This is a genomic window from Kitasatospora sp. NPDC093806 (genome assembly GCF_040683335.1).
GTDB lineage: Bacteria > Actinomycetota > Actinomycetes > Streptomycetales > Streptomycetaceae > Kitasatospora.
In genome coordinates this window covers 46,602-66,994 of the sequence record NZ_JBFBDO010000037.1, presented here as the reverse complement: position 1 = coordinate 66,994, position 20,393 = coordinate 46,602, and the positions used below count along the sequence as shown (strand labels likewise).

The window sequence follows — 20,393 nt, the reverse complement described above, 5'->3', positions numbered from 1 at the left end:
CGCGCGGGGCGGCGGAGGCCGACGGCACCGACGGCGCGCCGACCGCGGGGTGCGCCGGGTGTGCGGACCCCCGGGCGGGCCCCCGACCAGGCCGCGGCCCGGTCCCGGGCCGCCGTCGGGCGGCCCGGCAGCGCACCGCCCGCCGGCGGACACCCCGGCGGTGGGCATCCGGGCGGTGGGCACCCGGGCGGACCGCAGCGGCGGGCCGCCGGGGTGAGCGCGCAGGCGGTCACCGCACCGCTCCCCCGGCCCGAGGCCGCCCAGGCCACCCGGCCGATGCGCGAACGCCAGCAGACCCCGCCGCCCGGCCGCGCCGGCGCCCCCCGGCCGGGACGACCGCGCGGGCAGGCCCGCGACCGGCAGCACACCCCCGTGCCCGGCGGACGTCCGGGCACGGCACGGCAGCGGCTGCTGCGGCAGCGGCTGGTGGTCTTCGTGACCGTGACGGTGGGCGTGGCGCTCGCCATCGCGGCGGCGCAGGGCTGCGAGAACCGGGAGAACAAGGGGCTGCGGCCGCCCACCGCCTCGGTCAGCGCCTCGGCGGCGGGTGGACCGGCGGCTGCCACCGAGCAGCCGGCCTCGGCCGGTCCGGGGACCTCGGCGGACGGGATCGCGCCGTCGACCACCCCGCTCGCTGCCGCGGCCCGCGGCAGCGCGGTGGCCGGGGACGGCGCGCTGGCGCCCGCGCCGGGTGCCGGTCCGGCGGTCGACTGGCCGAACCGGGGCTACCCCGACCCGGCCGGGGGCCCCGCCATCACCCTGCGGGACGGCCGTTCGACGGGCACCGGGCCGCAGGTGGTGCTCAGCGCGGTGCTCCAGGCCCGGTACAAGGGCGCGCCGGCGGCGCTGATCGTGCTGCGGCGGTCGGAGGGCTCGGTGCCGGTCGACCTGGTGCAGCTGTTCTCGTTCAACGGGGACGCGCCGGTGCCGCTGACCGCGCGCTCCTCGGCGGCGGACCCGCAGGCGACGGCCACCTGGCGGCTGGAGAACGGCGCGCTGGTCCGGGAGGAGCGGGTCGCCCAGACGGGCACGACGACGTCCACCCGCTACACGCTCCGCGCGGACGGCACGCTGGAGGAGTCCTGGCCCGGCTCCACCGCCACCCCGCCCCCGGCCGCCGCCCCCGCACCCCCCACCGCCCCCACCACGGGCTGACCGCCGCACCGGAAGTCGGCGGATCCGACTTCCTGTGCGGAGACGAAGACGAAGGCGCGCAGGTGCGGCCGGCTTCCCGTGCATGCGGCGAGGCCGAGGTGCGGGGAGGGCGCAGGAAGTCGGGCCCGCCGACTTCTCGTGCGTGGGCGGCCAGGCCTGTCAGCTGGCGGTGACGGCGTAGAAGGCTACTGCGGCGGCGGCGCCGACGTTGAGGGAGTCGATGCCGTGGGCCATCGGGATGCGGACCGGGTGGTCGGCGGCGGCGATGGCCTGGCGGGTGAGGCCGTCGCCCTCGGCGCCGAGCATCAGGGCGGCCTTGGGGAGGCGGTGCGGGGTGAGGGTGGCGAGGTCGACGGCGTCCTCGGCCGGGGTGAGGGCGAGGAGGGTGAAGCCGGCGGCGCGGACCGTGTCCAGGGCGGCCGGCCAGGGGTCCAGCCGGGCGTACGGGACGGCGAACACGGCGCCCATCGAGACCTTGACCGCCCGCCGGTAGAGCGGGTCCGCGCAGTCGGGCGAGAGCAGCACGGCGTCCATGCCGAGCGCGGCGGCGCTGCGGAAGATCGCGCCGAGGTTGGTGTGGTCGACCAGGCCCTCCAGGACGGCCACCCGGCGGGCGCCGGCCAGCAGCTCGGCGGCGTCCGGCAGCGGTTGCCGCTCCATCGAGGCGAGCGCGCCGCGGTGCACGTGGTAGCCGGTGACGGCCTCGGCGAGGCCGGGTTCGACGACGTGGACGGGGGCCTCGGCCTCGGCGATGACGTCGGCCATCACGTCCAGCCACTTGGAGGTCAGCAGCATCGACCGCATCCGGTAGCCGGCGGCGAGCGCGCGCCGGATGACCTTCTCGCCCTCGGCGATGAACAGGCCCTCGGCGGGCTCGCGTCGGCGCCGGAGTTCGACGTCGGTCAGGCCGGTGTAGTCGGCGAGGCGCGGGTCGGCGGGGTCGGTGATGGTGCTGGGTTCGGCCATCCTGCGATCTTGCCAAGTCGGGCCGGGGAAGGCCAACCGGCCCAAGGACCGGAGCCGCCCGCCTTGGCCCCCCGGCGGACGGAGTGCAAATATGACGTATGGCCCGTTTTTCGGGCCGATCATGGGCTCCGTCGGACCCTGCCGCCGCCGGCTCCACCGGTGGGCGCCCCCACGGTCGGCACCAGCGAACCCGAGCCGCCCGGCAGCAGCCGGTGCGGGCCCGGTCGGTCGCCGGTCAGGTGTTCGGGTTGCAGGTCGTGGTCGTGCTGCTGCTGGTGGTGGCCGCCGTGGTCGCGCTCGTGGTGCAGTCCCGCAACGACGCCCGGCAGGAGGCGACCAACCGGTCGGTGGCGGTCGCGCAGACCTTCGCCAACTCCCCCGGCATCGTCGAGGCGCTGCGCTCCCCCGACCCGACGGCCGTGCTCCAGCCGAAGGCGCAGGCGGCGCGGGTCAACGCGGGCGTGGACTTCATCGTCGTGCTGAGCACCGACGGCATCCGCTACACCCACCCCAATCCGGCCCGGATCGGCCAGAAGTTCGTCGGCACCTACCAGCCCGCGCTGTCCGGGGAGGTGGTGACCGAGCAGGTCACCGGCACCCTCGGGCCGCTGGTGCAGGCGGTGGTGCCGGTGCACGCGCCGGACGGCCAGGTGGTCGGGATGGTGTCGTCGGGCATCACGATCGCCAACGTCAGCAGTGCCAGCGAGAAGCAGCTGCCGGTCGTGCTGGGCGCGGCGGCGGTCGCGCTCGGGCTGGCGACCTGCGGGACGGCGCTGATCAGCCGGCGGCTGCGGCGGCAGACCCACGGGCTGGGCCCGACCGAGATGACGCGGATGTACGAGCACCACGCGGCGGTGCTGCACGCGGTGCGCGAGGGCGTGCTGATCCTCGGCGGCGACGGGCGGCTGCTGCTCTGCAACGACGAGGCGCGCCGGCTGCTGGACCTGCCGGCGGACGCCGAGGGCCGTCCGGTGGCCGAGCTGGGTCTGGAGCCCGCGCCGCTGGAGCTGCTGACGGCCGGGCGGGCGGTGTCCGACGAGGTGGTGCTGGCCGGTGAGCGGCTGCTGGCGGTGAATGTGCGGCCGACCGACCGGGACGGCGGGCCGCCCGGCTCGGTCGCGACGCTGCGCGACTCCACCGAGCTGCTGGCGCTGAGCGGCCGGGCCGAGGTGGCGCAGCGGCGGCTGCGGCTGCTGTACGACGCCGGGGTGACGGTCGGCAGCACGCTGGACGTGACGCGGACGGCAGAGGAGCTGGCGCAGGTGACCGTCGGCCGGTTCGCGGACGTCGTCACGGTGGACCTGGCCGAGCAGGTGCTGGCGGGCGACGAGCCACCGCCCGGTCCGGAGCCGGGGCCGATGCGTCGGGCGGCGTTCGCGGCGGTGCGGGCGGACGCGCCGTTCTACCCGGTGGGCACGGTGGTGGAGGTGGTGCCGACGGCGCCGCTGGCCGGGGCGCTGACCAGCGGGCTGGCGGGGATGGAGCCGCGGCTGGCGGAGTCGACGGCGTGGCGGGAGCAGGACCCGGAGGGCGCGGCGCGGGCGCTGGCGTACGGGGTGCACTCGCTGGTGCGGGTGCCGTTGAAGGCGCGCGGGGTGCTGCTGGGGGTGGCCCGGTTCTGGCGGGCGGAGCGGGCGGAGCCGTTCGAGGAGGAGGACCTGGCGCTGGCGGAGGAGCTGGTCGCGCGCGCCGCGGTGTGCATCGACAACGCCCGCCGGTACACCCGGGAGCACGCGATGGCGGTGACCCTGCAGCACAGCCTGCTGCCGCGGACCCTGCCGGCGCAGAACGCGCTGGAGGTGGCGCACCGGTACCTGCCGGCCCAGGCGGGGGTGGGCGGGGACTGGTTCGACGTGATCCCGCTGCCGGGCGCGCGGGTGGCGCTGGTGGTCGGGGACGTGGTGGGGCACGGCCTGCACGCGGCGGCGACGATGGGGCGGCTGCGGACGGCGATCCACAACTTCTCGACCCTGGACCTGCCGCCGGACGAGCTGCTCGGGCACCTGGACGAGCTGGTGAACCGGATCGACCAGGAGGAGTCGGCGACCGGGGGCGCGGCGGCGGTGACGGGCGCGACCTGCCTGTACCTGATCTACGACCCGGTGTCACGGCGCTGCACCCTGGCGAGCGCGGGGCACCCGCCGCCCGCGCTGGTGCGGCCGGACGGGACGGTGGTCTTCCCGGAGCTGCCGACCGGTCCGCCGCTGGGTCTGGCGGTGCTGCCGTTCGAGACGACGGAGCTGGAGGTGGCCGAGGGCAGCCGGCTGGTGCTGTACACGGACGGGCTGGTGGAGGACCGCGAGCGGGACATCGACGAGGGGCTGGAGCTGCTGCGGTCGGCGCTCGCCGGTCCGCCGCGGACGCCGGAGCAGACCTGTGCGGACGTGCTGGGGGCACTGCTGCCGGCCCGGCCGCAGGACGACATCGCGCTGCTGGTGGCGCGGACCCGGATGCTGCCGGCGGACCAGGTGGCGGAGTGGGAGGTGCCCTCGGACCCGGCGGCGGTGGGCGGGGTGCGGGCGGCGGTGGCGGAGCGGCTGGAGGGCTGGGGGCTGGCGGAGGCGGCGTTCGTGACCGAGCTGATCCTGAGCGAGCTGGTGACAAACGCGATCCGGTACGGGACGGGGCCGATCCGGGTGCGGCTGCTCCGGGACCGGGCGCTGATCTGCGAGGTGTCGGACACCAGCAGCACCTCGCCGCACCTGAAGTACGCGGCCACCACGGACGAGGGCGGGCGCGGGCTGTTCCTGGTCGCGCAGTTCGCGGACCGGTGGGGGACGCGGTACACCGCGACGGGGAAGGTGATCTGGACCGAGCAGCCGCTGGAGTAGCCGGTCCTGGAGCAGCCGGCCCTCGGGGGCGGGCACTTCGCCGACGGGTGCGGGTCGGCGAAGTGCCCGGGGGCTCAGCCCCGGAGGGCGGTGGCGGCGGCGAGGACGTTCACCACGTCGCCGATGACGATCACCGCCGGGGGCTTGATCCGCTCGGCCTCGACGGTGGCCGCGACGGTGGCGAGGGTGGCGTCCACCCGGCGCTGGGCGGCGGTGGTGCCCTCCTGGACGACCGCCACCGGGGTGTCGGCGGCCCGGCCGCCCTCGATCAGCCGGGCGGCGATCGCGCCGATCTTGTCCACGGCCATCAGCAGCACCAGGGTGCCGGTCATGCCCGCGAGCGCGTCCCAGTTGGTCAGCGAGCGCTCGTCGTCCGGGCCGACGTGGCCGGAGACGACGGTGAACTCGTGCGTCATCCCGCGGTGCGTCACGGGGACGCCGACGGCCGCCGGCACGCTGATCGAGCTGGAGATGCCCGGCACCACCGTCACCGGCAGCCCGGCCTCGGCGCAGGCGAGCAGCTCCTCGCCGCCGCGCCCGAACACGTACGGGTCGCCGCCCTTGAGCCGGACCACGAACTTGCCCGCCTTGGCGTGCTCGACCAGCGTCCGGTTGATCGCCTCCTGGGCCATGAACCGGCCGTACGGGATCTTCGACGCGTCGATCACCTCGACGTGCTCCGGCAGCTCGGCGAGCAGCTCGCGCGGCGCCAGCCGGTCGGCGACCACCACGTCCGCGTCGGCCAGCAGCCGGCGGCCGCGCACCGTGATCAGGTCCGGGTCGCCCGGACCGCCGCCGACCAGGGCCACGCCCGCGCCGTGCGCGCGGTACTGGCGGGCGGCCAGCGAGCCGTCCCGCAGGCCCTCCACGATCGAGTCGCGCAGCGCGGCCGAGTGCCGCGGGTCCCCGGTGAGGACGGCGACGGTGGCCCCGCCGTCCCGGCCGCTGGCCGGCGTCCAGGCGGTGGCCGCGGCCGCGTCGTCGCTGCGGGCGCAGAACACCCGCTCGCGCTCCGCCTCGGCGCTGACGGCGGCGTTGACCGCCGGGTCGTCGGTGGCGACCAGCGCGTACCAGGTGGCGGCGAGGTCGCCGTCCTGGTACGGGCGCCGGTGCCAGGTCAGCTCACCGGCGTCGGCCATCGCCTGGACGGCCGGGGTGGTGGCCGGGGATATCAGGTGCACCTCGGCGCCGGTGGCGAGCAGCGCGGGCAGCCGCCGCTGGGCGACGTGGCCGCCGCCGACCACCACGACGCGGCGGCCGGCGAGCAGCAGGCCGACCGGGTACGGGGTGCGGCCCTCGGTGCTGGGGTGGGGGGTGGGCGCGGTCATCGGCGCTGCTCCTGGATCGGGGGACGGGTGCACGGCGGGCGACGGGTGCACGGTGTGCGGGGGTACGGCGCGGCACCGCTCCGCGCGCCGGCGCGCCCTCGGGCCGGTGCACGGAGCGGTGCGGACGGACGTCAGGCCTTCTCGGTGACCCCGGCGGAGTCGAAGGTGGCTACATCGTGCATCGCGCGGGCCGCACTCTGCACCAGCGGCAGGGCCAGCAGGGCGCCGGTGCCCTCGCCGAGCCGCAGGTCGAGGTCGATCAGCGGACGCAGGCCCAGCTTGGTGAGCGCGGCCTCGTGGCCGGGCTCGGCCGAGCGGTGGCCGGCGATGCAGGCGGCCAGCACCTCGGGGGCGATCGCCTTGGCGACGAGCGCGGCCGAACCGGCGATCACGCCGTCCAGGATGACCGGGGTGCGCAGGCTGGCGGCGCCGAGCAGGAAGCCGGCGATGGCCGCGTGCTCCAGGCCGCCGACGGCGGCGAGGACGCCGATCGGGTCCGCCGGGTCGGGCTGGTGCAGGGCCAGCGCGGTGCGGATCACCTCGACCTTGCGGGCGTGCGTCGCGTCGTCGATGCCGGTGCCGCGGCCGGTGACCTCGGCCGGGTCCAGGCCGGTGAAGACCGAGATCAGGGCGGCCGAGGCGGTGGTGTTGGCGATGCCCATGTCGCCGGTGATCAGCGCCTTGTTGCCGGCCGCGACGAGGTCGCGGGCGGTCTCGATGCCGACCTCGATGGCCTTGAGGGCCTCCTCGCGGGTCATCGCCGGGCCCTGGGTCATGTCGGCGGTGCCGGGCCTGACCTTGCGCGGCAGCAGACCGGTGGTGCGGCCCTGCTGGATCGCGTCCGGCAGCTCGGCGGCGACGCCGACGTCGACCACGCAGACCTCGGTGCCGATCTGCTTGGCGAAGGCGTTGACCACCGCTCCCCCGGCCAGGAAGTTGCCGACCATCTGGGCGGTGACCTCCTGCGGCCACGGGGTGACGCCCTGCGCGTGCACGCCGTGGTCGGCGGCGAAGACCGCCACGCAGGCGGGCTCCGGGATCGGCGGCGGGCACTTGCGGGACAGGCCGCACAGCTGGGCGGAGATGATCTCCAGCATGCCGAGCGAGCCGGCCGGCTTGGTCATCCGCTTCTGCCGGTCCCAGGCCTCGCCGAGCGCCTTGGCGTCCAGCGGGCGGATGCCGCGCAGGGTCTCGGAGAGCACGCTGTGCGGCTCCTCACCGGGCAGCGCGCGGTTGCCGTACTGCTCCTCGTGGACGACCCAGGACAGCGGGCGCTTCTTGGCCCAGCCCTGCTGCTGGAGCTCGGGCTCGTCCGGGAAGGCGTCGACGAAGCCGACGCACAGGTAGGCGACGACCTCCAGGTGCTCGGGCAGGCCGAGCTCGCGGACCAGCTCCTCCTCGTCGAAGAAGCTCACCCAGCCGACGCCGAGGCCCTCGGCGCGGGCGGCCAGCCAGAGGTTCTCGACGGCCAGGGCCGCCGAGTACGGGGCCATCTGCGGCTGGGTGTGGCGGCCCAGGGTGTGGCGGCCGCCGCGGGTGCGGTCGGCGGTGACCACGATGTTCACGGGCGTCTCGAGGATCGCCTCGATCTTGATTTCCTTGAACTGCTTGGCGCGGCCCTTGGGGAGCGAGTCGGCGAACGCCTCGCGCTGGCGCTCGGCCAGCTCGTGCATCTTGCGGCGGGTCTTCGCGGAGCGGATGACCACGAAGTCCCAGGGCTGGGAGTAGCCGACGCTGGGGGCGGTGTGGGCGGCCTCCAGGACGCGGATCAGCACCTCGTGCGGGATCGGGTCGGGGCGGAAGCCGTTGCGGATGTCGCGGCGCTCGCGGATGACCTGGTGGACGGCCTCGCGGCCGAGCTCGTCGTAGCCGGGGGCGGCCGGGCCGCGCGGCTCGGCGGGCTCGGTGGGCTCCGCGGGTTCGGTCTGCTCGGCCTGCTCGGCCTGCTCGGTCTCCTGGGCCTCGGCGGCGGTGACGGCGACGGCCTCGGTCCCGGTCCCGGCGACGGCTTCGGCGTCGGCCGGCACGGGGGCGTCGGCCTCGACGGCGACGGCCTCGACGGGCTCGGCGGGGGTCTCGGCGGACGGCTCCAGCGGCTCGGCCGGGGCCTCGGCGGCGGGCTGCTGCTCGACCGGGGTCTCGACGGCTTCGGCGGGCGCGGCGACGGCGTCCACGGGAGCGGTCTCGGCAACCTCCGCAACCTCCGCGGCCTCCGCGGCCGGGGCGGCGACGGGCTGGCCGGAGGGCATCTCACCGGTACCGACGGCGGTCTCGGCGGCGACCTCGGCGACGACCTCGGTGGCGGCCTCGGCGGCGACCTCCGGGGTCTCGACGACGGCCTCCGGGGCCTGGACCTCGGCCTGGACCTCGGCGGCCTCGGCGGGGGCGACCGGCTGCGCGGCCTGCTCCGGCGTCACGGCCTCGACGACCTCGACCGCCTCGGCGCTCTGGACGGCCTCGGCGCCCTCGACGGGCGCTATCGGGGCGGACTGCTGGGCCTGCGCCTCGGCGGCGGCCGGAGCGGCCTGCTCGACGGCCTCGACCTGCGGCAGACCGTGCGGGGTCGGCGCGGCGAGGAACGCGGAGATGCGGCGGGGCTGCTGCTGGGCCTCCGGGTCGGCCTCGGCGGCGGCCGGAGCGGCCTGCTCGACGGCCTCGGCCACCGGCGCCTCCCCCGGCTGCGACTCGGCGATGCCGGCCACCTGCTCGGCGGCGGCCGCCACGACGGCCTGGACCGGCTCGACCGACTCGACCTGCGCGACGGCCTCGACGGCTTCGGCGGCCTCGACCGGAGCGACGGCAACGGCGGCCTGCTCGACCGGCTGCCCGGCGGTCTGCTCCGCGGTCGGCTCGGCGGCCTCGGCGGGCACCTCGACGGGGGCGACCGGCGGCACGACGGCCTCGGGGGCCGACGGAACCTCGACCGCCGGGGCAGCCTCGACGACGGCATCCGCCTGCTGCGGCACGGGGACGGCGTCCGGCACCGGCTGGGCCTCCTGGACCGGCGGCACCGGCTGGGCGACGGGCTGCGCCTGGGCGACCGGGGCGACCTGCGGCTCCGGCTGGACGGCGGCGGCCGGCACCACCGGGATGCCGTGCGCGGGCGTGGCGCCCTGCGAGGGACCGCGGTCGGCGAGCGAGAAGACCGGGACCTGGCCGGTCATCAGGGACGGGTCCGGGATCGGCGGACCGGCGTGCAGCGGGCGGCGCGGCGCCTGAGCGGCCGTCACCGGCTCCGGACCCTGCGGCTGGACGGGGGCGCCCGGGGCGGCCTGCGCCTGGAGCGGCGCCTGCGGCATGCCCTGCGGAGCGCCGTGCACCTGCTGGGCGGCCTGGTCGGCGCCGAGCGCCGGCGGGTCCAGCGGCGGCCAGGACGGCTCGACGGGGGTCCCGGGCACGGCCTGCTGGTCGGCGGCCGGGTCGGTGGGCAGCGGTGCCTCGCCCCAGGAACCCTGCGGGCCGGGCATCAGCAGGACGTCGTCCTCGTCGTCGAGCCCGTCCGGCTGGTCGGGCTGGTCGAGGAAGTGGAAGGCGGGACGCGGGGCGCCCGGGTCGACGGCCCAGCCGTCGGCGACGGCGCCGGGCACGCCCGGCGCGGGCACGGCGAACCCGGGGGCGCCGAGCGGAGCGCCCTGGCCGGGGATCTCCTGGCCGGGGATGCCGTGGACCGGGACGCCCTGGCCGGGCACGCCCTGCGGCGGGAGGACACCGGCGCCGGGCAGGACACCGCCCGGGACCGCGGGAGCCGGGACCGTGCCGTCGATCGCGACACCCGTCACCGGGGCGCCGGGTGCGACGCCCTCCGGGCCGCCGAGCGGGTCGGTCCCGGCGAGCAGGTGCTCCGGCAGTCCCTCGTTGGGGACGTGGCCGCCATCGGTCATGTCAAAGCTCCTTCCAGGCCGCTGCCGCGCCCTCGGCGACGCGATCACCGACCGCAGCGCCCATCCGCACGGGCCGGGCCTGCACCGACCCGCCCCTCAAATCACACATGGCCGCCGCGCCGAGGCGCTGCGGCCGAAGTCCTTCCGGCGCGCTGCGGCACCCCGGCCCGCGTACCACCCGTGCGGGGTGGCGCGTCATCTGAAACAACGACAAGCCGGGGCAACCGGCACGACCGCACCGGACCCTACGGCATTCTCCAGGTCCGGCAGGCGGCGCGTCGAATTGCCCACACTCCGAGCCGTACCGGCCTGCGCCACGTCAGAAAGGCGACAAACCGACCGGATCGGGCGGGTGCCGGACGCCACAGCCGTCCGGGACGCCACATTACCGGCCCGGCGGCGCCGCCTCTCGAATCGGTGTCCGGATGCGACCTGGATCACCGTCCGACCGACCGCCGCGGCCCTCCACGGCGGGCAAAGGGGGCCAAATCGGCACCGGGTTCCACCGGGATCGCCACCCGGCGCACCGCGCCTTCACGAGATCTGCTCACCCCAGAGCAGGAAGGTGCCCGGGTCGCCGACGCCCAGGCGCAGCCCCCGGCCGGGTCCGGTGGTCCCCGAGGCGCCCCCCGCAGCGCTCCCCGGCGCGCCCCCGGGCGCGAGCAGGGGCGCGCTCTGCAGCAGCGCGCCGTCGGCGCGGTAGCCGGCCGCCGCGATCGCGCGGCGGACCTCCTCCGCCTCGGCGAGGGTGCGGGCGACCGCGACGATCCGTTCGGGGCGCCGGGACAGCACCGCGCGCACCACCTCCGGCCCGCCGGTCTCGACCACGGCCGCGTCCGGCTCCGGCAGTTCGCCGAGCACCTCGGGGCCGCGGCCGTGCACGGTCTCCACCTCGACGCCGAAGCGGCGGGCGTTGACGGCGAGCCGGGCGCAGGCCGCGCGGTCGGCCTCGACGGCGACGACGGCCGCGCCGAAGCGGGCGGCGTCGACGGCGAGCGCGCCGCTGCCGGCGCCCACCGACCAGACCAGGTCGCCGGGGCGGGCGCCCAACCGGGCCAGCACCAGCGCGCGGACGTGCGCCGGGAGCGTGTCGGACGCGCCGGGCGCACCGGGCGCGGTGGACTCGTCCCGCGTGCGCCCGGCGCCCGTGTAGGCGTCACCGGGCAGCGCCCAGCCCCGGTCCGGGCCGGGGAAGCCGACGGGCCGTCCGGCGATCCAGCCGGCCGCCTCGGTGGCCGTGCGGCCCGTCTGGGGACCGCCGCCGGGACCGCCGCCGCTGCTGCCGCCGATCACCAGGACCACGCTGGGGTCGCGCCAGATGTGGTCGGCGACCCGGTCGGAGGTGAGCACGGTGACGTCCTCGTCGGGGGTGCTGAGCCCCTCGCAGACCACGAAGGTGCGGTGCACGCCGCGGAGCATGAGGGCGAGTTCGCTGGGGCCGGCGCCGGGCGCGGTGAGCACGGCGACCTTGGGGTGGGCCCGGCAGACGTTGGCCGCGCGGCGCAGCCGGCCGCCGTGGACGCTGACCACCTGGGCGTCCTCCCAGGGCATGCCGGCCCGGGCGAAGGCGGCGGCGACCGAGGAGACGGCGGGCAGGACCTCCAGTTCGAGGCCGTACTCGGGGCGGCGCAGGGTGCGGACGACGCCGAAGAAGCCGGGGTCGCCCTCGGCGATGACCACGGCGGCGCCGCGGTGCTCGGCGATCCGGCGGGCGGCGAGCTGGATGCTGCCGAGCGCGAGGCGTTCGGCGGCGGGCGGCACCGGGAGGGCCTTGAGCTGGTAGGGGGCGCCGGCCACCAGGGTCGCCGCGGCGAGGGCCGCGGCGGCGGCCTCGGTCAGCGGTGTGCCGTCCCACCCGATGACCGTGATCCGGTCAGCCATCTGCGGCTGTTCTCCCTCGCCATCCGTGCGCCGACAGGCGGCGCCCGCATGCGGCGCCGGTCAGAGGCTACCGGGTGTGATCCCCCCGGCGCCGACATCTCGTACACATGTCCGGCAGCGGGGCGGGGCGCCGGCTGGGGAGGGCGGCCGGGCGCGTGGGGGGCTCGGCGGGCCAGGCGAGGCGGCCGGGTCCGGGGCGCGGCTCAGTCGCGCAGGACGTAGCGGTGGTCGCCGGGGTAGCGGTGGTCGCCGGGCCGGCCGGGGACGGCGGGCTCCGGGGCCTCCATGTCCTCGGGCAGCAGGCTCCACAGCAGGAGGTCGCTGCGGCTCTCCTCCACCACCTCGCCGGACTCGCCGCGCACTATCCAGGCGCTGCGCAGCACGCCCTCGCTGATGCCGCCGATCTTCTGGGCGACCTGCTGGGCGGCGGTGTTGCCGGCGGCGGTGCGCATCTCCAGGCGCAGGAAACCGCGGTCCTCGAAGAGCCACTGGGCGACGCCGAGGACGGCCTCCGGCGCGTAGCCCTCGCCGCGCGCCCAGGGGGCGGTGACGTAGGAGATCTCGGTGGAGCGCAGCCGCCAGTCGGTGTTGCGGAGCTCGACCAGGCCGACCAGGCGCTGGGTGAGGTGCTCGACGACGGCGAAGACGATGCCCCGGCCGGCGGCCCGGTGGGCGGGGGCGAGGGTGCGGGCCAGCTCGGCGGCGTGCGCCTCGGTGAAGGGGTGCGGGTGATCCGTCCAGGCCAGGACGAGTTCGTCGGCCATCATCACGGCCAGGCCGGGGGCGTCGTCCTCCGCAAGCGGGCGCAGCAGCAGCCGTTCGGTGCTGATGGCGGTCTCGGGGAAGCTCGCTGCCATGCCGTCTCTCCTCGCCGGGTCGTGGACACACCGTACGCCTCGCCGGCGCCGGGCTGTCACGCGGTGCACGGACCGGACGACGGTACGTCAGAAATCGGCCTGTCGGACCGTCACTCGTGCATACTGCCCGACCGGGCCCCCGCCTGGGTGCGGCGGGGGCCCGGTCGGGGTCCGGCGGGACGGGTCACGCGGGACGGTCACGAGGGGGTTCGGAACGCGGTGGCTCAGAACGCCGGGATGACCGAGCCCTTGAAGGTGTCCTCGATGTACTTCTTGACCTCGGGCGAGTGCAGCAGCTCGGCGAGCTTCTTGACCCGCGGGTCGTTCTCCTTGCCCTGCTTGACCGCCAGGATGTTGGCGTAGGGGTTGCCCTCGGCCTTCTCCAGGATCAGCGAGTCGGTGGCGGGCTTGAGGCCGGAGTCGAGCGCGTAGTTGCCGTTGATGACGGCGGCGTCGAGGTCGTCGATGGAGCGGGGCAGCTGGGCGGCCTCCAGCTCCTTCCACTTGAGGTTCTTCGGGTTGCCGGTGACGTCGGCGGGGGTGGCGCCGGTGCCGACGCCGGCCTTGAGGGTGATGACGTTGTTGTCGGCGAGCAGCTTGAGCGCGCGGCCCTCGTTGGTGGCGTCGTTCGGCAGGCCGACGGTGGCGCCGTCCTTGAGGTCGCCGATGGCCTTGACCTTCTTGGAGTACAGGCCCAGCGGCTCCAGGTGGACCGTCTCGACGGAGACGATCTGGGTCCCGTGCTTCTTGTTGAAGTCCTCCAGGTACGGCACGTGCTGGAAGTAGTTGGCGTCGGCCGAGCCGTCCTGCACCGCGGTGTTGGGGGTCACGTAGTCGGTGACCTCCTTGATGGTGAGCTTGAGGCCGGCCTTCTCCGCCAGGTTGTCCTTGACGTACTTGAGGATCTGGCCGTGCGGGGTGGGGCTGGCGACGACGGTGAGCGCGGCGTTCGGGTCCGAGGAGGACTTCGAGTCGCCGTTGCTGCCGCAGGCGGCCAGCGAGAGGGCGATGCCGGCGGTGGCGAGGACGCTGGTGAACTTCAGGGCGTTGCGCACGAAAAGTGCCTTTCTGCGTGATACGGGGAGCCGGGTCCGGGACGGACGTCGGGTGGTCTTAGGGGGCGACGAGCTTCTCGTCGGGGGCGGCCGGGGCGGCGGGGGTGCCGCCTCGCCGGCCGAGCAGGCGGGTCCGGCCGCCGCCACGGCCGCGGTTGGCGAGGGCGCGGACGCCCCAGTCGCCGAGCAGCTGGACGATCGTGACGATGATCACCAGCTCGGCCACGATGATCCACATGAAGGCGGTCTCGAAGCGGAAGTAGCCGTAGTTGATGGCGAGGGTGCCGAGACCGCCGCCGCCGACCACGCCGGCCATGGCGGAGTAGCCGATCAGCGCGATGATCGTGGTGGTGGTCGAGGCGACCAGGGCCGGCAGCGCCTCGGGGATCAGCGCCTTGCGGACGATCGTCCAGGTGGAGCCGCCCATCGCCTGGAGCGCCTCGATCAGCCCGCGGTCGACCTCGCGGACGGAGGTCTCGACCAGCCGGGCGAAGAACGGGATCGCGCCGATGGTGAGCGGCACGGTGGCCGCCTCCCAGCCGATCGAGGTGCCGACCAGCCACTTGGTGAAGGAGATCAGGGCGATCATCAGGATGATGAACGGCACCGAGCGGAAGACGTTCACGACCGCGCCGAGCACCTTGTTGACCGGCCGGTTCTGCAGCAGGCCGCCCTTGTCGGTGAGGACGAGCAGCACGCCGAGCGGCAGGCCGAAGAGGATGGTGCCGACGGTGGCGACGCCGACCATCTGGAGGGTCTCCCAGGTGGCGGGCCACATCAGTTCCTGCATCTGCTCCCAGGTCATGCCACCGCTCCGTTCGCCGCGTCGATCAGGTCCACCTGCAGGCCCTGCTCGCGCAGGAAGCCGATCGGCACCACGTTGTCCTGGTGGCTGCCGGGCAGCTCGACCCGCATCCGGCCGACCATCCGGCCGGCGATGGTCTCGACGGCGGCGCCGAGGATGTTGATGTCGATCTGGTAGGTGCGGGCGAGCTGGGAGACGAACGGCTGGGCCGAGGTGTCGCCCTGGAAGGTGATCTCCAGCACGGTGGCGCCGGGGTGGCCGGTGCCGAACTCGCTGAGCGGGAACAGCTCGCGGGCCAGCTCGGAGCCGGGCTTGGCGAGCAGGTCGGTGAGCTCGCCGGACTCGATCACCCGGCCGCCGCGCATCAGGGCGGCGGAGTCGCAGACGGACTTGATGACGTCCATCTCGTGGGTGATCAGCAGGACGGTGAGGCCGAGCTGCTGGTTGAGGTCGCGCAGCAGCTTGAGGATCGAGCGGGTGGTCTCCGGGTCGAGCGCGGAGGTCGCCTCGTCGGAGAGCAGCACCTTGGGGTCGCCGGCCAGGGCGCGGGCGATGCCGACGCGCTGCTTCTGGCCGCCGGAGAGCTGGCCGGGGTAGCTGCGGGCCTTGTCGCCGAGGCCGACCAGGTCGAGCAGCTCGGCGGCCTTGCGGCGGCGCTCGGTGCGGTCCAGGCCGATGATCTCCAGCGGGAGCTCGACGTTCTGCTGGACCGTCCGGGAGGCCAGCAGGTTGAAGTGCTGGAAGACCATGCCGATCCGGCGGCGCGCCTCGCGCAGCTCCCGGCCGGCCCGGTTCTCGCCGCCGGACAGGGCGGTGAGCTCGACGCCGTCCACGGTGACGGTCCCGGAGCTGGGGCGCTCCAGCATGTTGACGCAGCGGATGAGGGTGGACTTGCCGGCACCGCTGGTGCCGACGACTCCGTAGACCTCGCCGGGGCGGACGTGGAGGTCGACGCCGGCGAGGGCGGTCACCTCGCGGCCGCGGGATCGGTAGACCTTGGTGAGGTCCGTGGTGGTGATCACAGCTGCTTCCGTGGGTCGGGGGCGGACGGCGTGCAACCGCCGTACCGGGTTGCGGTCGGCGACGTGGACGGCGCTCTGCCAGGGGGATCCGGACCTGCCACCCCCTGATCGTCGCCGGTGGACGGCCGGGCCGCGCGACGGCGTGGCCCTTACGAGTCACCGGTGACGGTCACCCGCCCGTGGGTGGGCAGGCGGATGGAAGGGGGGAATGGTTACGGCAGGCTGGGCGCTCACTTCGACGGGAGCGGGCCCGGTCTCGCTTCGGGGCGCGAGGTGTGGTCCCCCGGCCGGTGGCTAGGGGGAGGGAACGATGGCCCTCAGCGGTGACACATTCGACGGCACATGGCACGCTCACCTGCCGGCAGTGTGCCGGTGGGGGTCCAGTTCGTCGTCGCAGTCATGTGAGCCAGTAAATCAGATGGTTCGAATTGGTCCCAACTATTTGGACCCGGTGTCCGCAATGCGGACGATCATCACGATGAGCTGCGGAAACGCCGACCGGCGCCGCCTTCGGTGGTCCGAATGATGGCGGCGCCGGGTCGGGTGGGCGGAGCTGGGGGGCTCAAGCAGTGGCGGCCAGTGCGGTCGGGGCGGGCTTCTCCAGGTGCACCAGGCTGAGCCGGCCGCTGACCTGTTCGACGGTGGTCTGCCGGTAGCCCTGGCGGGCGTAGAGCCGCAGGTTCCCCAGGCTGCGGTGGCCGGTGAACAGGCGGTAGGAGGTCACCGCGCCGTCCTCCGCGAGGCGCTGCTCCAGCGCCTCCAGCAGGCGGCCGCCGAGGCCGTGCCGCTGCATCCGGGGGTGGACCACCAGACGCCCTATCCGGCCGACGCCGTCCGGGCCGACCCGGCCGCGGACGGTGCCGACGATCTCGTCGCCGAGGCGGGCGACCAGGAACCGCTGCTCGGTCAGCTCGGCGCGCAGGCTCTCCAGGGACTGGGTCAGCGGGTCGATCGCCCAGTCGCCGTAGAGCTCCGCCTCGCTCTGGTAGCCGAGGTACTGGAGCTTGAGGATCTGCTCCGCGTCTTCCGTCCCGGCGGTCGAAATGATCACGCTCATGCCCATGTGCGGGGGCCTCCCCATCGTTGTGCCCGGCGCGCGAACGTGAGGGTGTCGCACCGGTTGCCCTGCCGGAGGTGTCCCGGCCGGGGATCCGCCCAGACCGGGGTGGCGCACGAACGTACCAGCCCGCACGGCCCTGGTGGGGCCGTGTCGGCGGCGGCACGCTCACGGTCAGTATCCGAGCGATCGCGCCACCGTCAAGGGTTGCGTTCGCCAGCGCCTTACCCGCGTGTCAGCTGGTCTCAACCTCCCGGCCGCCGGACGTGGCGAGGGTCACGCCCGGCGGGGTGGGGGTGGGAGCAGAGGGCAGGGGGGCGGGCCGCGCGGAGGGGAAGGGCGAGGGAGGGGCCCGGACGTGGCGAGGGTCACGCCCGGCGGGGCGAGGGTGGGAGGAGAGGAAAGAGGGGCGGGCCGCGGTGGGCGGCGAGAGTCACGCGTCAGCCGTAGCGTTCGGCGCGGAGGCGGGCGCGGAGGCAGGCCAGGCAGCGGGAGCGGGTCGGGCCGATGGAGCCGCGCGGCATGCCGAGGCGCTCGGAGAGCTCGCGGTAGGTCGGCGGCGGGTCCTCGGCGAGGGCGGCGATCAGCTGCGGGCAGCGGCCGGGCAGGGCGGCGACGGCCTCCCGGACGAGGCGGAGACTCAGCGCGGCGAGGACCTCGTCCTCGGCGGAGGGGACGGACGGGAGGTCGGTGTACATACCGTGGATGACCGGGCACGGCCCGCCCCGGTTACGCCCGTCCGGTCGCGTACGCACGGGAGGGGCGCGGCGGAGACTCCGCCGCGCCCCTCTCCCGGGTCAGTGACCGTCCGTCAGCCGGTCACCCACTCCTGCTGGGCCGCCAGGTCCGCCTTGACCTCGGCGAGCTGGACCGCGACGGCGCTCGGCGCGGTGCCGCCCCGGCCGCTGCGGGCGGCGATCGCCCCGTGCACGTTCAGCACCGTGCGGACCTCGGGCGTCAGGTGCGCGGAGATGGCGGCGAACTGCTCGTCCGTCAGGTCCGCCAGTTCGATGCCGTGGGCCTCGCACTCCTTGACGCAGGCGCCGGCCACCTCGTGCGCGACCCGGAACGGCACGCCCTGCTTGACCAGCCACTCGGCGATGTCGGTGGCGAGCGAGAAGCCCGCCGGGGCGAGCTCCTCCAGCCGCTCCCGGTGCACGGTGAGGGTGGCCATCATGCCGGTGAAGGCGGGCAGCAGCACCTCCAGCGTGTCGCAGGAGTCGAAGACCGGCTCCTTGTCCTCCTGGAGGTCCCGGTTGTAGGCGAGCGGGAGCGCCTTGAGGGTGGCGAGCAGGCCGGTGAGGTTGCCGATCAGCCGGCCGGACTTGCCCCGGGCGAGCTCGGCGATGTCGGGGTTCTTCTTCTGCGGCATGATCGACGAGCCGGTGGAGAAGGCGTCGTGCAGCGTGATGAAGCCGAACTCCTTGGTGTTCCAGATGATCACCTCCTCCGCGATCCGGGAGAGGTTGATCCCGATCATCGCGGTGACGAAGGCGAACTCGGCGACGAAGTCGCGCGAGGCGGTGCCGTCGATGGAGTTGCCGACCGAGCCGCCCTCGAAGCCGAGGTCGGCGGCGACGGCCTGCGGGTCGAGGCCGAGCGAGGAGCCGGCCAGCGCCCCCGAGCCGTACGGCGAGACGGCCGTCCGGGCGTCCCACTGGCGCAGCCGCTCGGCGTCCCGGCCGAGGGCCTGCACGTGCGCGAGGACGTGGTGGGCGAAGAGGACGGGCTGCGCGTGCTGGAGGTGGGTGCGGCCCGGCATCGCGGTGTCCGGGTGGGCCTCGGCGAGGCCGACCAGGGCGTGCTGGAGGTCCAGCACCAGTCCGCCGATGATCTTCGCGTGGTCCCGGAGGTACATCCGGAAGAGGGTGGCGATCTGGTCGTTGCGGGAGCGTCCGGCCCGCAGCTTGCCGCCGAGGTCGGGGCCGAGCCGCTCCAGCAGGCCGCGTTCGAGGGCGGTGTGGACGTCCTCGTCGGCGATGGTGCCGGTGAAGGTGCCCGCCTCGACGTCGGCGAGCAGCCGGTCGAGGCCGTCCAGCATGGCCGCGAGCTCGTCCGCGGTGAGCAGCCCGGCCTGGTGCAGGACGCGGGCGTGGGCCTTGGAGCCGGCGATGTCGTACGGGGCGAGGCGCCAGTCGAAGTGCACCGAGGCGGAGAGCTTGGCCAGGGCCTCGGACGGGCCGTCGGCGAAGCGGGCGCCCCAGAGGCGGACGTCGCCACCGGAGGCGGTCTGGTCGGCGGACATCGCACGGCTCCTTCACTGCTGTTCGGGTGGGTCTTGGGGGGGTGGCCCCGGCCGCGCCCCGGGGGTGGGGCGGCCGGGGCCGGGGCGGTTGGCTCAGGCCAGGTCGCGCCGGGCGGCGATCTTCGAGGAGAGGCCGAAGATCTCGATGAAGCCCTTGGACATCGACTGGTCGAAGGTGTCGCCGGTGTCGTAGGTGGCGAGGTTGAAGTCGTACAGCGACTGGTCGGACTTGCGGCCGTTGACGACGGCCCGGCCGCCGTGCAGGACGAGCCGGATCTCGCCGGAGACGTGCTGGTTGGCCTCGTTGACGAAGCCGTCCAGGGCGCGCTTGAGCGGGGAGAACCAGAGGCCGTCGTAGACCAGCTCGGCCCAGCGCTGCTCGACCTGCCGCTTGTAGCGGGCGAGTTCGCGCTCGACGGTGACGTTCTCCAGCGCCTGGTGGGCGGTGATCAGCGCGATCGCGCCGGGGGCCTCGTAGATCTCCCGGGACTTGATGCCGACCAGCCGGTCCTCGACCATGTCGAGCCGGCCGACGCCCTGGGCACCGGCGCGCTTGTTCAGCTCCTCGATGGCCTGCAGGACGGTGACCTTGCGGCCGTCGATGGCGACCGGGACGCCGGCGTCGAAGGTGATGACCACCTCGTCGGCCTCGCGCGGGGTGGCCGGGTTCTGGGTGTACTCGTAGACGTCCTCGATCGGGGCGTTCCAGATGTCCTCCAGGAAGCCGGTCTCGACGGCCCGCCCGAAGACGTTCTGGTCGATCGAGTACGGGGACTTCTTGGTGGTGGCGATCGGCAGGCCCTTGGACTCGGCGAAGGCGATCGCCTTGTCCCGGGTCATCGCGTAGTCGCGGACCGGGGCGATGCACTTGAGGCCCGGGGCGAGCGAGTTGATGCCGACCTCGAAGCGGACCTGGTCGTTGCCCTTGCCGGTGCAGCCGTGGGCGACGGTGGTGGCGCCGTGCTTCTGGGCGGCGGCGACCAGGTGCTTGACGATGACCGGCCGGGAGAGGGCGGACACCAGCGGGTACTGGCCCTGGTAGAGGGCGTTGGCCTTGAGCGCCGGGAGGCAGTACTCGTCGGCGAACTCGTCGCGGGCGTCGGCGACCTCGGCCTCGACGGCACCGCAGTCCAGCGCGCGCTGGCGGATGACGTCCAGATCCTCGCCGCCCTGGCCGACGTCGACGGCGACGGCGATGACCTCGGCGCCCGTCTCCTCGGCGATCCAGCCGATGCAGACGGACGTGTCCAGACCGCCCGAGTAGGCGAGTACGACGCGCTCGGTCACGGCTTTCTCCTTCACAACTGTGC

The 20,393-nt window shown here is 75.1% G+C and carries 14 protein-coding genes; 2 read left to right on the top strand and 12 right to left on the bottom strand.

Annotated elements, in window-relative coordinates; genetic code table 11:
- Positions 1–213: 213 nt before the first annotated feature.
- Positions 214–1,155 (top strand): hypothetical protein, encoded by a 942-nt coding sequence (locus tag AB0N76_RS19560; protein ID WP_363558725.1) that lies wholly within the window; start codon positions 214–216, stop codon positions 1,153–1,155.
- Between the two features lie 159 nt (positions 1,156–1,314).
- On the opposite strand, the gene AB0N76_RS19555 is transcribed toward AB0N76_RS19560, so the two are convergent.
- Positions 1,315–2,121 (bottom strand): RNA methyltransferase, encoded by an 807-nt coding sequence (locus AB0N76_RS19555; protein WP_363558724.1) that lies wholly within the window; start codon positions 2,119–2,121, stop codon positions 1,315–1,317.
- Between the two features lie 98 nt (positions 2,122–2,219).
- Here AB0N76_RS19555 and AB0N76_RS19550 point away from each other — a divergent pair, with 98 nt between their 5' ends.
- Positions 2,220–4,952 carry a SpoIIE family protein phosphatase gene (locus AB0N76_RS19550; RefSeq protein WP_363558723.1) on the top strand — a complete coding sequence of 911 codons (2,733 nt, stop codon included), beginning with the start codon at positions 2,220–2,222 and terminating at the stop codon, positions 4,950–4,952.
- A 74-nt stretch (positions 4,953–5,026) separates the two neighbouring features.
- On the opposite strand, the gene cobA is transcribed toward AB0N76_RS19550, so the two are convergent.
- The 11 genes from cobA to AB0N76_RS19495 form a co-directional block, all read right to left on the bottom strand.
- On the bottom strand, positions 5,027–6,280 hold the full coding sequence (gene cobA / locus AB0N76_RS19545) for a uroporphyrinogen-III C-methyltransferase (protein ID WP_363558722.1): 1,254 nt from the start codon (positions 6,278–6,280) through the stop codon (positions 5,027–5,029).
- A gap of 131 nt (positions 6,281–6,411) precedes the next feature.
- Positions 6,412–10,161: a nicotinate-nucleotide--dimethylbenzimidazole phosphoribosyltransferase gene (cobT, locus tag AB0N76_RS19540; protein WP_363558721.1), complete on the bottom strand. Its 3,750-nt coding sequence runs from the start codon at positions 10,159–10,161 to the stop codon at positions 6,412–6,414.
- Positions 10,162–10,695: 534 nt separating this feature from the next.
- Positions 10,696–12,042, bottom strand: coding sequence for a precorrin-6y C5,15-methyltransferase (decarboxylating) subunit CbiE (gene cbiE, locus AB0N76_RS19535; RefSeq protein WP_363558720.1), 1,347 nt, complete (start codon positions 12,040–12,042; stop codon positions 10,696–10,698).
- A 203-nt stretch (positions 12,043–12,245) separates the two neighbouring features.
- On the bottom strand, positions 12,246–12,899 hold the full coding sequence (locus AB0N76_RS19530; protein ID WP_363558719.1) for a GNAT family N-acetyltransferase: 654 nt from the start codon (positions 12,897–12,899) through the stop codon (positions 12,246–12,248).
- A 224-nt stretch (positions 12,900–13,123) separates the two neighbouring features.
- A complete protein-coding gene (locus AB0N76_RS19525; protein ID WP_363558718.1) occupies positions 13,124–13,954 on the bottom strand; it encodes a MetQ/NlpA family ABC transporter substrate-binding protein in 831 nt (276 codons plus the stop codon).
- A gap of 58 nt (positions 13,955–14,012) precedes the next feature.
- The gene (locus AB0N76_RS19520; protein WP_363558717.1) at positions 14,013–14,759 is read right to left on the bottom strand and encodes a methionine ABC transporter permease; all 747 of its coding nucleotides are present in this window, start codon (positions 14,757–14,759) and stop codon (positions 14,013–14,015) included.
- Positions 14,756–15,781 carry an ATP-binding cassette domain-containing protein gene (locus tag AB0N76_RS19515; protein ID WP_363558716.1) on the bottom strand — a complete coding sequence of 342 codons (1,026 nt, stop codon included), beginning with the start codon at positions 15,779–15,781 and terminating at the stop codon, positions 14,756–14,758. Before AB0N76_RS19515 ends, AB0N76_RS19520 begins: the two co-directional genes overlap by 4 nt.
- Before the next feature lie 562 nt (positions 15,782–16,343).
- The gene (locus AB0N76_RS19510) at positions 16,344–16,844 is read right to left on the bottom strand and encodes a GNAT family N-acetyltransferase (protein ID WP_363558715.1); all 501 of its coding nucleotides are present in this window, start codon (positions 16,842–16,844) and stop codon (positions 16,344–16,346) included.
- Between the two features lie 434 nt (positions 16,845–17,278).
- A complete protein-coding gene (locus AB0N76_RS19505) occupies positions 17,279–17,536 on the bottom strand; it encodes a hypothetical protein (protein WP_363558714.1) in 258 nt (85 codons plus the stop codon).
- A 113-nt stretch (positions 17,537–17,649) separates the two neighbouring features.
- Positions 17,650–19,083 (bottom strand): argininosuccinate lyase, encoded by a 1,434-nt coding sequence (argH, locus tag AB0N76_RS19500; RefSeq protein ID WP_363558713.1) that lies wholly within the window; start codon positions 19,081–19,083, stop codon positions 17,650–17,652.
- A 93-nt stretch (positions 19,084–19,176) separates the two neighbouring features.
- Positions 19,177–20,370 (bottom strand): argininosuccinate synthase, encoded by a 1,194-nt coding sequence (locus tag AB0N76_RS19495; RefSeq protein ID WP_363558712.1) that lies wholly within the window; start codon positions 20,368–20,370, stop codon positions 19,177–19,179.
- Between the last annotated feature and the right edge of the window lie 23 nt (positions 20,371–20,393).